At 56.7% G+C, this 12,443-nt stretch carries 13 protein-coding genes; 3 read left to right on the forward strand and 10 right to left on the reverse strand.

Annotated features, from left to right (window positions below; genetic code table 11):
* Positions 1 to 26 precede the first annotated feature (26 nt).
* Positions 27 to 875 (forward strand): choline ABC transporter permease subunit, encoded by an 849-nt coding sequence (gene choW, locus JAO79_RS12470; protein WP_199007588.1) that lies wholly within the window; start codon positions 27 to 29, stop codon positions 873 to 875.
* Positions 872 to 2,050: a choline ABC transporter ATP-binding protein gene (gene choV, locus JAO79_RS12475; protein ID WP_199007589.1), complete on the forward strand. Its 1,179-nt coding sequence runs from the start codon at positions 872 to 874 to the stop codon at positions 2,048 to 2,050. Before choW ends, choV begins: the two co-directional genes overlap by 4 nt.
* A 71-nt stretch (positions 2,051 to 2,121) precedes the next feature.
* Here the strand turns inward: choV and JAO79_RS12480 are convergent, their stop codons facing one another.
* From JAO79_RS12480 to JAO79_RS12505, 6 genes are read right to left on the reverse strand one after another with little or no spacing between them, the layout of a single operon-like run.
* On the reverse strand, positions 2,122 to 2,547 hold the full coding sequence (locus JAO79_RS12480) for a secondary thiamine-phosphate synthase enzyme YjbQ (RefSeq protein ID WP_199007590.1): 426 nt from the start codon (positions 2,545 to 2,547) through the stop codon (positions 2,122 to 2,124).
* 14 nt (positions 2,548 to 2,561) lie between these two features.
* The gene (locus tag JAO79_RS12485) at positions 2,562 to 3,629 is read right to left on the reverse strand and encodes a succinylglutamate desuccinylase/aspartoacylase family protein (RefSeq protein WP_199007591.1); all 1,068 of its coding nucleotides are present in this window, start codon (positions 3,627 to 3,629) and stop codon (positions 2,562 to 2,564) included.
* Between the two features lie 6 nt (positions 3,630 to 3,635).
* Positions 3,636 to 4,541 carry a 30S ribosomal protein S6--L-glutamate ligase gene (rimK, locus tag JAO79_RS12490; protein WP_199007592.1) on the reverse strand — a complete coding sequence of 302 codons (906 nt, stop codon included), beginning with the start codon at positions 4,539 to 4,541 and terminating at the stop codon, positions 3,636 to 3,638.
* Positions 4,542 to 4,543: 2 nt separating this feature from the next.
* On the reverse strand, positions 4,544 to 5,035 hold the full coding sequence (locus JAO79_RS12495; protein ID WP_199007593.1) for an ATP-dependent zinc protease: 492 nt from the start codon (positions 5,033 to 5,035) through the stop codon (positions 4,544 to 4,546).
* Positions 5,016 to 5,903, reverse strand: coding sequence for a mechanosensitive ion channel family protein (locus tag JAO79_RS12500; protein ID WP_199007594.1), 888 nt, complete (start codon positions 5,901 to 5,903; stop codon positions 5,016 to 5,018). Before JAO79_RS12500 ends, JAO79_RS12495 begins: the two co-directional genes overlap by 20 nt.
* 22 nt (positions 5,904 to 5,925) lie before the next feature.
* On the reverse strand, positions 5,926 to 6,738 hold the full coding sequence (locus JAO79_RS12505) for a hypothetical protein (RefSeq protein WP_199007595.1): 813 nt from the start codon (positions 6,736 to 6,738) through the stop codon (positions 5,926 to 5,928).
* 137 nt (positions 6,739 to 6,875) lie between these two features.
* On the opposite strand from JAO79_RS12505, the gene phrB reads away from it, so the two are divergent.
* Positions 6,876 to 8,267, forward strand: a complete 1,392-nt coding sequence (gene phrB, locus JAO79_RS12510) for a deoxyribodipyrimidine photo-lyase (protein ID WP_199007596.1) — start codon at positions 6,876 to 6,878, stop codon at positions 8,265 to 8,267.
* Positions 8,268 to 8,419: 152 nt separating this feature from the next.
* Here phrB and JAO79_RS12515 read toward each other — a convergent pair whose 3' ends face one another.
* Genes JAO79_RS12515 through hemA form a run of 4 tightly spaced genes read right to left on the reverse strand, consistent with a single transcriptional unit; the run spans position 8,420 to position 12,396 of the window.
* Positions 8,420 to 9,166 (reverse strand): HesA/MoeB/ThiF family protein, encoded by a 747-nt coding sequence (locus JAO79_RS12515; protein WP_199007597.1) that lies wholly within the window; start codon positions 9,164 to 9,166, stop codon positions 8,420 to 8,422.
* Between the two features lie 14 nt (positions 9,167 to 9,180).
* The gene (gene prmC, locus JAO79_RS12520; protein ID WP_227664616.1) at positions 9,181 to 10,014 is read right to left on the reverse strand and encodes a peptide chain release factor N(5)-glutamine methyltransferase; all 834 of its coding nucleotides are present in this window, start codon (positions 10,012 to 10,014) and stop codon (positions 9,181 to 9,183) included.
* 7 nt (positions 10,015 to 10,021) lie between these two features.
* Complete coding sequence (gene prfA / locus JAO79_RS12525) at positions 10,022 to 11,110, reverse strand: peptide chain release factor 1 (protein ID WP_199007599.1); 1,089 nt, start codon at positions 11,108 to 11,110, stop codon at positions 10,022 to 10,024.
* Positions 11,107 to 12,396 carry a glutamyl-tRNA reductase gene (hemA, locus tag JAO79_RS12530; protein WP_199007600.1) on the reverse strand — a complete coding sequence of 430 codons (1,290 nt, stop codon included), beginning with the start codon at positions 12,394 to 12,396 and terminating at the stop codon, positions 11,107 to 11,109. Before hemA ends, prfA begins: the two co-directional genes overlap by 4 nt.
* Between the last annotated feature and the right edge of the window lie 47 nt (positions 12,397 to 12,443).

Genomic DNA, 12,443 nt, shown 5'->3' on the forward strand with positions numbered 1-12,443 from the left:
GCCCGCACCCAAAAAGACAGAAAACCATGAACTGGATAACTGAGCATCAACTGCCTTTCGGCGACTTCATGGAAGACGTTGTTGATTTTCTAGTCATCAATTTCAGCGGCTTTTTCGACGCTGTATCCGAAGGCTTGCAAAGCATGATTCACGGGCTGACCGACGCCCTGCTATGGATACCGCCCGCTGCCCTCGTATTGCTATTCACCGTGGCCGCCCACCTGCGCCATCGCCGCTGGGGCCTCACACTATTTACCGCCGCCAGCTTTCTGCTGATCTGGAACATCGGCTATTGGGAAGACACCATGGCCACCTTGTCATTGGTGCTATACGCCACCCTGCTGTGCATCGTGATCGGCATTCCCCTGGGTATTTACGCCGCCCACAGCCAGTGGCTGTACAAATTTCTGCAGCCCGTACTGGATCTTATGCAAACCATTCCACCGTTTGTATACCTGATCCCTACCCTGACCCTGTTTGGCCTGGGCGTGGTACCCGGCGTTATCTCCACCGTCATCTTCGCCATTGCGGCTCCAGTGCGACTGACCTATCTGGGCATTTCCCAGGTGCCGACAGAACTGCTCGAAGCCGGCAAAGCATTCGGCTGCACCAAGCGACAGCTGCTGTTCAAAGTGGAACTGCCCGCCGCCATGAGCTCCATCGGGGCCGGGATTACCCAATGCATCATGCTGTCGTTGTCGATGGTGGTTATCGCCGCGCTGGTTGGCGCTGATGGCCTGGGTGTGCCAGTAGTCCGGGCACTGAACACTGTCGATATTGGTAAAGGTTTCGAGGCCGGCCTGGCCATTGTACTGCTGGCCATCTGGATGGACCGTTTCTTCCGCCAACGCAATGCTGGAGAGCCCTCACAATGATCGAATTCGAGAACGTTAACGTTGTTTTCGGCAAACAGCCCAAGCAAGCGCTACCGCTGATTGAACAGGGGCTCGACCGTGCTGAAATCCGCGACAAAACCGGCTTGGTGGTAGGCGTACAGAACGCCAACCTGACGGTAAAGAAAGGCGAAATCTGCGTATTGATGGGGCTGTCCGGTTCCGGCAAATCCAGCCTGTTGCGTTGTATCAACGGCCTGAACGAAGTCACCAGTGGTGCCATTCGCATTGAACACGACGGCGAAATGGTGGACTTCACCCAAGCCAGTGAGAAAGTGCAGCGCGATATCCGCACCCGCCGCATTTCCATGGTGTTCCAGAGCTTTGCATTGATGCCCTGGCTGAGCGTTGAAGACAACGTGGCTCTGGGCCTGGAGCTGCAAGGCATGAGCAAAGCCAAGCGCCGAAAAAAAGTGGCGCGCCAACTGGAGTTGGTCGGCCTTACGGCTTGGGCCAAGTGTCGCCCGGATGAACTGTCTGGCGGCATGCGCCAGCGCGTTGGCTTGGCCCGGGCATTGGCCACAGAATCGGAAATCCTGCTGATGGACGAGCCCTTCTCCGCATTGGACCCGCTGATTCGTCATCAGTTGCAGGATGAACTGCTGAGTTTGCAGGAAGAATTGCAGAAAACCATCGTGTTCGTCAGCCACGATCTGGACGAAGCGCTAAAGCTGGGCTCGCACATCGCCATCATGAAAGATGGCCAGATCGTGCAGCACGGCAAGCCGGAATCCATCGTGCTGCACCCTGAAAACGATTACGTCAAAAGCTTTGTGGCCAGCACCAACCCACTCAACGTGCTGGCGGCCCGCTCGCTGGCCCTGCCAATTGGCGAAATTCAGGAAGATGCCCAAGGCAATCGTTGCCTGAACAAGCGCTACGACATCTGGCTGCACACGCCCGAATTGGCGGAGAAAGCGGTGGTTACCAGCAATGGCCAAACCTTCCAGACTCAATCCTGGCAAGAGGGCCAAGCCATCGAGAGTTTAGCCAAGCAGCCAACCCGCATTGCACCGAATACACCGCTGCGCGATGCCGTGGAAATCCGCTACTTCACCGGCCACAGCCTGCTGGTTGAAGAAGGCGGACAAATCACAGGGGCTATTGGAGACAGGGAGCTTTACCACGCCATGCTTGGGAAGCATCTGGATGACTGAGCATTAGCCTGCCTGCGCTTGGCCCGGCACTTTTCCGGTGCCAAGCGCCCTAACTTCCGCCTCTTTCTACATCACCAGCGCCCCTGCAGCGTCGCCACAATCTTTCTCCCACCCGCATGATTCCGGTGTTCGCACAGGTAAATCCCCTGCCACATACCCAGCGCCAATTTGCCGTGGGTGATGGGAATGGTCAGTGATGGCCCGATGATCACATTCTTGATGTGGGAGGTGGTGTCGTCTGGCCCTTCCAGTGTGTGTTCGTAATAATCGGCGTGTTCGGGCACCATCACATTGAAGTGGCGTTCCAGATCGCCCCGAACATCCGGGTCGGCGTTTTCATTGATCGCCAAGGATGCCGAAGTATGCTGGATGAAAAGGTTCAGCAGGCCGACTTCGCAGTTGGTCATTTCCGGTGCCCGAGCGAGAATCTCTTCGGTAACCAGATTGAAGCCCCGCGGGTAAGGCGGCAGCTCAATGATATTCTGATGCCAGATCATAATCTCTCCACAGCTTATTTCTGCAGGTCGTCCCACGGGTGAACCGGCACGGCCACATCTTCCGGCACTTCGCTTTCGTAGGAACTGCGGAAGTGGTCCATGGCTTTTTCAGCCTCGCCCAGCTCATCAAACCGGGCGATGTGGTAAATCGCTTCCCCTTCATTCACCAGGGGCAAGTTGTTCACACAAATGACAATGCCCGAACATGGCGAGGTAATCGCCACCTCCGTTTCACCGAAGGGATCTGCCACCATGGCAAGCTTCTGTCCTTTGCGAACACGCTGCCCAAGGCGCGCCACCGGGCGCATGATGCCATCCAGGTCGGCTCTTACCCACTGGGAATTTGCGGCGGTTTCCGAGCGCTTCTTCGGTGCTTTCGGGCCTTTCTTGGCTGGCACCATTTCCAGTTCCCGCATCACGCGTATGATGCCTTTTACGCCGCTGGCAATCACCACATCATCAAAACGCAGAGCTTCCCCCCCTTCAAAGGTGATTACCGGTATGTCCAACGAATCGGCGTAAGCGCGCAAGCTGCCATCCCGCAGGCCCGCATTGATAATGATTGGCGCACCGAAGGCTTCGGCCATGCGCGTGGTTTCGGGGTTTTTCAGTTCGGCGCGGATTTGCGGCAGGTTAAAGCGATGGATGGCCCCCGTGTGCAAGTCGATGATATGGGTGACCTTCGCCATGATCATGGTGCGCAGCAAGTAGGCAATCCGCCCACCTAACGAACCGGATTCCGAGCCCGGAAAACACCGGTTCAGATCACGCCGGTCCGGCAGATACCGGGTACGCTGAACAAACCCGAAGATGTTCACGATGGGCACCGCCACCAAGGTGCCCCGCAAATGGCGCAGAGCCGAGTTTTTCAGTACCCGGCGGATGATTTCCACGCCGTTAATTTCGTCACCGTGAATGGCACCGCACACCATCAATACCGGGCCATCCCGACGGCCGTGCACTACCTCAACCGGTATGTGCAGCGGGGTGTGGGTGTATAGTTTCGCCACCGGCACTTCGACGGTTTCACGGGTTCCGGGCTTGATCTGCACACCGGCAATTTCAAACGGGGCTCTCGCCATACGCTGTTATCCTCGGCCCTTGGTTTTGGTTTTCCAGGGCTTATAGTTTTTCTCGGTCCAGTTAATGATCATGCCCGCCACATTCTTACCGGTGGCATTCTCGATACCTTCCAATCCCGGCGACGAGTTCACTTCCATCACCAGCGGCCCGCGGCTGGAGCGCAGCAAGTCCACACCGGCCACGTTCAGGCCCATGGCTTTTGCCGCCGTCACGGCGGTGCGCCGCTCTTCCGGGGTAATGCGCACCAACGAGGCGGTGCCACCACGATGCAGGTTAGAGCGGAACTCGCCCTCGGCACCCTGGCGTTTCATCGCCGCAATCACTTTGTCGCCAATCACGAAACAGCGAATATCCGCACCGCCGGCTTCTTTGATGAATTCCTGCACCAGAATGTCGGCCTTCAGGCCCATAAAGGCCTCGATCACACTCTCGGCCGCTTTGCGGGTTTCCGCCAGCACCACGCCGATACCTTGGGTACCTTGGAGTAACTTGATCACCACCGGCGCGCCGCCCACCATTTTCAGCAGTTCCGGCACGTTATCCGGTTTGTTGGCGAAACCGGTTACCGGCATACCCACGCCTTTACGGGCCAATAGCTGCAGCGAACGCAATTTATCCCGGGAGCGGGTAATCGCCACCGATTCATTCAAGGGAAACACGCCCATCATTTCAAACTGCCGCAACACAGCGGTACCATAGAAAGTAACCGAGGCGCCGATCCGCGGAATCACCACGTCGAAATCCTCTAGCACTTCTTCGTGATAATGGATCTTCGGGTCTGCAGAGGTGATGTTCATCGAGCAATGCAAGCAATCGATAACTTTCACTTCATGGCCGCGATTGATGCCTTCTTCCATCAAACGCCGAGTGGAATACAGGTGACGATTGCGCGACATAATCGCAATTTTCATGATCAGTTCCTTGGTGCCGGTTCGCCGGCAAGATAAGAAGCTTCAGGGTACACAACGGCGCGGCCCGACATGGCGGTGCGCCCCAACAGCATCCGGAATCGCATGGTATCCCGGTTGGTCAATGTCATTTCAATGGGCCAGCTTTCATCGCCCACAGTGACCGTGGTTTCAATCACCAGCCGCAGTTCTTTGTGGCCGCCGGAATCTGTCACCGTGCGCTCGTCCAGCACTTTGGCATCGCACTCGATGACCTCCTGCATATCGTTCTGGACAGGGTGCACCCAGAACTTCACGCGGCGTTCCCCATTTTCAGTATAGGGCTCTGTGCGGAAAGTATGCAGGCAAGAAGTGCGCGCTCCGGAATCGACCTTGGCTTTCATCCGGCCAATGCCCAGCTCTGGCAGCCCCACCCATTCGCGCCAGCCCAGACCTATTCTATTTTCGGTTGAGGTAGGCGGCGTGCTTATCACTTCTTCAGTCGTTTTGATCGACATCCGGGAGACCCTTCTCTTTTTGTTGTTCCGGCGCTAACAGTTGCACCCGGAATGGCTCTGAATGACTACCCGCATAAATGCTGGTATGTGGAAACGGAATTTCGATGCCTTGGCCGTCGAGCATTTTCTTTACGGCAACCATCATGCTGCTGCGACCTTCAAGGAATCGGTCTTTGGGCACCCAAAAGGAAAACTGTAAATCCACAGAAGAGGCACCAAAGCCGGTCACTTGCACGAACGCTTTAGGCTCTTCCAGACAGGCGGCGTTATCTTTCGCAAGTTCCAGCAGCAACTCGCTGACGCGCTCCACATCTTCTGCGTAGGCAATCCCCAGCGTCAGGTCAATGCGCCGGATGGGGAAACGCGAACGGTTCACCACCCGTGTTTTAATCAAAGTTTCATTAGGAATTCGCACGTACAGGTTATCAGGGGTGCGCAACTTCACGCTTAGCAGGTCGATGGCCACGACTTCTCCGGTGGTTCCATCCACTTCGATCGCATCACCAATCTCGAACGGCCGCTCCATCACCAGAAACAAACCGCTGATGATATTCGACGCCGACGTTTGCGAGGCAAAACCGATGGCCACCGTCAGGATGCCGGCAGCGCCCAAAACGACTTCCAAGGAAAAGCCAGCTTCGCGCAGCGCCGCCACCGCAAACAGCATGAAAACCAGATAGAAGCACAAGCGGCGTATCATCACCTGATGGTGGCGAGAAACCCGCTCTCCCACCAACCGCCCGACACTGCGGGCGAACAAGGTGGCTAGCACAACCCCCAGCAATACCAGGAACCCTGCGGAAAACCACTGCCCCCATGCGATGCCATTGCCGATTTCGGCGATTGTTTGCTGTATCGAATCAAACAAAACACTACTCCTGTTTTGGCGATCAGCCAAAGATATTGTCAACGGCCCGCACTAATCGACGGCCCCGGGCGAGTTTTTCCCGCGCCGGGGCTATGGCTTCGCACTTGCCCGCTTCCGGGATCACCGCGTGATCAAGGTGCAAACTGGCCGAACTCATATCAGTTTCGCATTTCACCGTGACACCCGAGGTCCAGAGTTGTCCCCGCTCGTTCCGATAAATAGCCAGTAGAGGAGTCGGCAAGCTGAACCGCTCCAGCAACAAAGGTTTCTCCCGCTCATTGATAATGGTTACCGGTGTTACCGCACGCCAGGGGCGCTTGGGCACGGCCTCCAGCGCCAGACGACCATAGGTGGACGAGGCATAGCACAACTCGCCTTCGCGGGTGTTTCGACCGAGCCAGGTCATCGACGGCGGTGCCAGCGGAAACTCCGCCAGCTCGGTTCGGGCTTCGCCCACACAGACTTTCATCCACAGTGTCGTACCCACGTACAGCACACATCGGGCACCGGCGGGAATGGTCAGGGGCTCGAAGGGCCGAATAACCGTCGGCAAGTCCGCCATTGCCGGCACAAAGCAGAGCACGCCGTCGTCCTGTGTGCGCACGAAGCGCTGCACCTTCACATCGGCCGACGGCAGGGTATGACCCGTCGATTCGTACCAGTTTTCCGGGTCTGTACCTTGCTTCGTGGATTGCTCCCGAACCTGCCACTCCAGATCCAACAGCGTGATCCACAACCGGGTATGACCAAGCTGATGCTGCTGGGTCTGGCCAGACATTAGCTGATAGGGATGCGCCCAGACACCATCGCGCTGGTTTTCAAATTGCTCTGTCATACCGTGGAAAAAACTCCTTTTTCCTAGCAGGGATTATTGTTTAACTATAATCCAATCAGGCAATGTCAGCGAATATATAAGTTAATGATTTTTCGCCTGTAATTACCCTTATTCCACAGCACGAGGAAAACCTGCTCATGGCTGAACTGGTTTGGTTCCGAAACGACCTGAGAATCGCCGACAACGCGGCGTTGACCGCCGCCTGCAAGAGCGGCGGTTCCGTGCAGGCGTGCTTTGTCGTGACTCCGGAACAATGGCACCAACACGACTGGTCGGCGGCGCGTGTCCAGTTTGTACTGGAACATGCCAACGCCCTGTCGAAGCAACTGGCCAAGCTCGGGATTGCGCTTAATTTCCTTCACGCAGACACCTTTGACGAGTGCGCAGACCTGCTGGAAGAGCATTGCCGGCAGCACAACATAAGCCGCCTGCATTTCAATGAGGAATACGGTTTCAATGAGCGCAAGCGCGACAAGCAGGTTCGGGACCGGCTATCAGAGCTGGACATAACAGTTAAAAAATACCGGGATCAAACCGTGGCGCCGGTGGGGCAGATTCTCACCCAGAAAGACGAGCCCTACTCCGTTTTCACCCCGTTTTCCCGCCGTTGGCGTGTGTGGATTGAAGAAACCCGCCCCACACTTTATCCAGTGCCCTCTGCCGTGGGATCAGAAATCAAACCGGAACAAACCGACACTCTACCCGCCCCGTTCGAGAATGCCCCGGAGCCTCTGGTGGAAACCGGCGAAGACGCCGCCCACGATGCACTGGAAGAGTTTCTCACAGAGCGCGCCGCCAACTACAAAGACACCCGTGATTTCCCTGCGCTGGATGGCACCAGCCTGTTGTCGCCCTATCTGGCTAACGGTGTTTTATCAGGCCGGCAGTGCTTGATCGCAGCCCAACAAACCGGCAATACCGGCGAGGGCATAGAAACCTGGATCAACGAAATCGCCTGGCGCGATTTCTACATCAATATTCTGTACCACTACCCCCGGTTGAGCATGCACCGCGCCTTCAAGCCGGAAACAGAAGCGCTGAAGTGGAACGACCCGGGCGAGCATTTTGAAGCCTGGAAAGAAGGCCGCACCGGCATTCCGATTGTGGATGCGGCCATGCGTCAGCTAAAAACCACCGGCTGGATGCACAATCGCCTGCGGATGATCACCGCGATGTTCCTATCCAAAAACCTGTTCATCGATTGGCGCTTGGGCGAAGCCTGGTTTATGCAGAATCTGGTGGACGGATTTCTGGCTTCGAACAACGGCGGCTGGCAATGGAGTGCGTCCACAGGCACAGACTCGGTACCCTACTTTCGAGTGTTCAACCCGGTCACCCAGAGCGAACGTTTTGACCCGAAAGGCGAGTTCATCCGCAACTGGGTGCCCGAACTGGCAAAATTGGATAACAAACGAATTCACGATCCGTCGAAAGGCGGGGTTATTCCGAAAGGTTATCCACGGCCTATCGTGGATTTGAAAGAAAGCCGGAAGGAGGCTATTGCCCGGTTTCAGGCGTTGAAGGACTGAGCTTGCGTTCTTGCAGCGACGATATCACCGGTCAGGGTTGGGGCGGCTCTCCAAAAACCGCTCCTTCGGCACGTCCATGTGACGCTTCTGCTCCGCCATCCATGGCTCCGCACATTTTTGGAGAGCCGCCCCAACCCTGCCCTACTTTGGAGTTAGACCGAACATACGGGGCAGTCAGGATCTTTCAATAGCTTCATTTCTCGCCACTGCATCTGCCAAGCGTCCAGAATAAGCAATCGGCCCACAAGGGGAGTACCGATTTGCGCGATAACCTTTATCGCCTCCATCGCCTGAGCCGAACCAATCATGCCTACCAAGGGTGCGATAACACCCGCTTCCGAGCAGGTCAGATCCTCGTTACCCTGCTCTTCGTACAAACAGTGGTAGCACGGGCTTTCAGGGTTTTGAGGGTCGTATACGGATATCTGCCCTTCCCCCCGAATCGCCGCACCGGACACCAATGGAACACCAGCGGCAACGGAGGCACGATTAAGAGCGAAACGGGTGTTGAAGTTATCGGTGCAGTCCAACACCAAGGTGGCATCCGCCACCAACTGCGCAAGGTCATCACCGTCAACCCGGCGATTAACCGCTTCCACCGTAATTTCAGGGTTAATCGCGCGAACACGTTCGGCGAGACGCTCGGCTTTGGAGTCGCCAAGCCAGCTTTGCTGGAAACCGATTTGGCGCTGAAGATTAGCCAATTCGATCTGATCGTCATCCACCAGCGTTAAATGCCCCACGCCAGCCGACCCCAGATACAACGCAACCGGGCAACCCAAGCCGCCGGAGCCCAGAATCATTACCCGGGCCTCTTTCAGCTTTTGCTGACCGGCTATGTCAAATTGGGGGATCAGAATCTGGCGGCTGTAGCGGAGCAGTTCGTCATCGCTGAGCATAGGGGGTCTCGCAGTTAATCGCTGGCTGGCTTGCGGGCCAGAGTCATGCGGTCGTTGCCGCCGTAATCTTTGCGGGTTTCTATGTTGCGCCAACCGGCACAGGCAAACAACTCCCGAACCGCCTCACCTTGGTCGTAGCCATGTTCCAGCATCATCCAACCATCGCCGTTCAACCACGCCAGCCCTTGGATGACCAGCAAGCGAATGTCATCCAGCCCATCGTCGCCTGACACCAGTGCCGATGCGGGTTCGAAGCGAACATCGCCCTCGCGCAGATGACGGTCGCTGGCCGGAATATAGGGCGGGTTGGAGATGAGTAAATCGAAGGCGCCGGCCGGGATGTCGTCAAACCAATGGCTTTGAATTACCGTAATAGGCAGGTTCAGGTTCCGGCTGTTCTCGCGGGCCAGTTCGACCGCTTCGGCGATGCGGTCGGTAGCGGTTATCTGCCAAGCGGGCTTTTCGCTGGCGAGTGCCAAGGCGATGGCACCGGTGCCGGTGCCCAAATCCAGCACCTTCGCCGCTTCGGGCAACGCTATTGATAAGGCGGTTTCTACCAGGCACTCGGTATCGGGGCGAGGTATCAAGGTAGACGCAGACACCTTCAAAGGCAGCGACCAGAATTCCTGCTGGCCGAGCAGGTATGCAATGGGTTTGCCTTCCACCCGTTCGGCGACAAGCAAGAAGAACTGTTCAGCCTGTTCAGCCGTGACTTCTCGCTCGGGCCAGGCCCGAAAACTGGTGCGGCTCAGGCCGCTGACGTGGCTCAGCAGCAGTTCGGCATCCAGTTTGGGTGAATCGCCACCGATTCTGGTTACCGCTTCTTTAATGAGCGCTTCACAGGTCAACAAGGGCTTATTGATCCTGCGACAGTTCGGCCAGCAATTCCGCCTGATGCTCCTGCTGCAGTGGAACCACCACTGCATCCAGATCGCCACCGACCACTTCATCCAGCTTATACAACGTGAGGTTGATGCGGTGATCGGTCACTCGGCCTTGCGGGAAATTGTAGGTGCGGATGCGTTCGGAGCGATCACCACTGCCCACCAGACTCTTCCGGGTTTCGGCCATGCTTTGCTGTTGCTTTTCCAGCTCGGCATTCTGCAGGCGTGAGGCCAACAGGCTCATGGCTTTGGCGCGGTTCTTGTGCTGTGAGCGCTCTTCCTGACACTCCACCACCAACCCTGTCGGGAGGTGGGTGATCCGAATGGCGGAGTCGGTTTTGTTTACGTGCTGCCCACCGGCACCGGAAGCCCGGAAGGTATCAACGCGCAAATCGCCTTTGTTGATATCAACGGCTTCCGCTTCGTCTGCTTCGGGAATGACGGCCACTGTACACGCCGAGGTATGAATACGGCCCTGGGATTCGGTTTCCGGCACCCGCTGAACCCGGTGTGCGCCGGACTCGAATTTAAGGGCACCGTATACACCCTCACCCGACAAACGGGCGATCACTTCTTTATAGCCGCCGTGTTCGCCTTCGTTCTCGTTCAGAATTTCAACCTGCCAGCGGCGCTTTTCGGCGTATCGGGAATACATGCGGAACAAGTCACCGGCAAAAATAGCCGCTTCGTCACCACCGGTGCCGGCACGCACTTCCAGAAACACGTTCTTGGTGTCGTTCGGGTCTTTCGGCAACATCAACCGCTGCAGTTCCGCGTCCAGCTCTTCGCTGCGGGATTGGGCATCGGCCAACTCTTCTTCGGCCATGGCGCGCATATCGGCATCGCCGTCTTTAGCCAACTCTTTCGCTTCAGAAACATCATCCAGAGACTGCTGCCACGCCTGAAAGCATTTCACTACCGGCTCAATCTCTGCGTATTCTTTAGACAGATCACGAAACTTATTCTGGTCGGCAATCACTGACGCATCGCTTAACAGCGCACTCACCTCCTCGAACCGCTCAACTAACTGTTCAAGGCGGGATTTAATCGATGGCTTCATAGTTTTTCCGTGGTGGTGTGCTCGTCAGCATCCAACGCTTCAAGCTGATAAAGCTCACGCAGGAAGTCCGCAACTTCGGTACGCCCCTCGGCCATGGCTTTACGCACTTGCGTGGATGGTTGGTGCAGAAGTTTATTGGTAAGGCCCCGCGCCAGACTGCGGAGCGCGGTTTCAGGATCGGTGCCGTTGCGCAGCGCTCTGAGTGCTTTCTCGGTTTCCGCATCGCGGAGCATTTCCGCCCGTGACCGGAACACCTTCAAGGTAGAAACCGCATCCAGGGCGCGGAGCTGGTCAAGAAAATCCTGCACACCGCTGGCGATCAGATTCTCGGCTTCACGGGCGGCACCCTCCCGTGAGCGAACGTTTTCTTCGATAACCTGGCGTAGATCATCAACGGTGTATAAGTAGACATCCGCCAGGCCCCCGACTTCTGGCTCAATATCACGGGGTACCGCAATATCCACCATGAAATAGGGGCGATGTTTACGTTTTTTCAAAGCACGCTCTACCGCGCCTTTGCCAAGAATCGGCAGCGGACTGGCCGTTGAGGAGATCACGATATCAACGTCGGCCAGATACTCCGGAATCTCCGAAAGCACAATGCCCTTACCGCCGTGCAATCCCGCCAATGCCTGCGCCCGCTCCAGGGTTCGGTTGGCGACCAGAAAATCTTTCACACCGGCATCGGCCAAATGCCGGGACACCAGTTCGATGGTTTTACCGGCCCCGATCAGCAGTGCCTTATTACGGGACATATCCGAAAAAATCTGATGCGCCATACTCACCGATGCGTACGCAACCGACACCGGGTTTTCACCGATCGCGGTTTCAGTACGTACACGCTTGGCAACGGAAAACGTGTGTTCGAACAAACGGGAAAGGAAGGTACCGGTGGCGTTGTGCTCGCGGGCCAAGGCGTAAGCATCTTTAAGCTGGCCCAGAATCTGTGGCTCTCCCAACACCATGGAATCAAGGCCTGCTGCCACTCGCATCATGTGCCGAACCGCATCGGAATCCCGGTGCACGTAGATCACGTTTTCCAGATCCGCCGCGTCCAGGTCGTGGAACCCGGCCAGCCAACGCAATACTGCCGGCGCACAGTCATCATCGCCTGCCAGATAGAGTTCGGTGCGGTTACACGTAGACAGGATGCCGGCTTCACTGGCACCCGTCGCCACCCGCAGCTCGGCAAAGGCCTCGGCCATCCGCTCCGGTGTGAACGCCACTCGCTCGCGGATCTCCACGGGCGCAGTGCGGTGATTTATTCCCAGTGTCAGCAATGCCATGGTGAGTTCGAAACACCCTAATCCAATGGAAGATAAGCTGCCTCATT

Source organism: Marinobacter litoralis (genome assembly GCF_016427555.1).
Lineage (GTDB): Bacteria > Pseudomonadota > Gammaproteobacteria > Pseudomonadales > Oleiphilaceae > Marinobacter > Marinobacter litoralis_A.

Excerpts from the sequence above, each read along its gene's own strand:
- choW (WP_199007588.1), top strand. The coding sequence starts at position 27 with ATGAACTGGATAACTGAGCATCAACTGCCTTTCGGCGACTTCATGGAA.
- choV (WP_199007589.1), top strand. The coding sequence starts at position 872 with ATGATCGAATTCGAGAACGTTAACGTTGTTTTCGGCAAACAGCCCAAG.
- JAO79_RS12480 (WP_199007590.1), bottom strand. The coding sequence starts at position 2,547 with ATGATCTGGCATCAGAATATCATTGAGCTGCCGCCTTACCCGCGGGGC.
- JAO79_RS12485 (WP_199007591.1), bottom strand. The coding sequence starts at position 3,629 with ATGGCGAGAGCCCCGTTTGAAATTGCCGGTGTGCAGATCAAGCCCGGA.
- rimK (WP_199007592.1), bottom strand. The coding sequence starts at position 4,541 with ATGAAAATTGCGATTATGTCGCGCAATCGTCACCTGTATTCCACTCGG.
- JAO79_RS12495 (WP_199007593.1), bottom strand. The coding sequence starts at position 5,035 with ATGTCGATCAAAACGACTGAAGAAGTGATAAGCACGCCGCCTACCTCA.
- JAO79_RS12505 (WP_199007595.1), bottom strand. The coding sequence starts at position 6,738 with ATGACAGAGCAATTTGAAAACCAGCGCGATGGTGTCTGGGCGCATCCC.
- phrB (WP_199007596.1), top strand. The coding sequence starts at position 6,876 with ATGGCTGAACTGGTTTGGTTCCGAAACGACCTGAGAATCGCCGACAAC.
- JAO79_RS12515 (WP_199007597.1), bottom strand. The coding sequence starts at position 9,166 with ATGCTCAGCGATGACGAACTGCTCCGCTACAGCCGCCAGATTCTGATC.
- prfA (WP_199007599.1), bottom strand. The coding sequence starts at position 11,110 with ATGAAGCCATCGATTAAATCCCGCCTTGAACAGTTAGTTGAGCGGTTC.
- hemA (WP_199007600.1), bottom strand. The coding sequence starts at position 12,396 with ATGGCATTGCTGACACTGGGAATAAATCACCGCACTGCGCCCGTGGAG.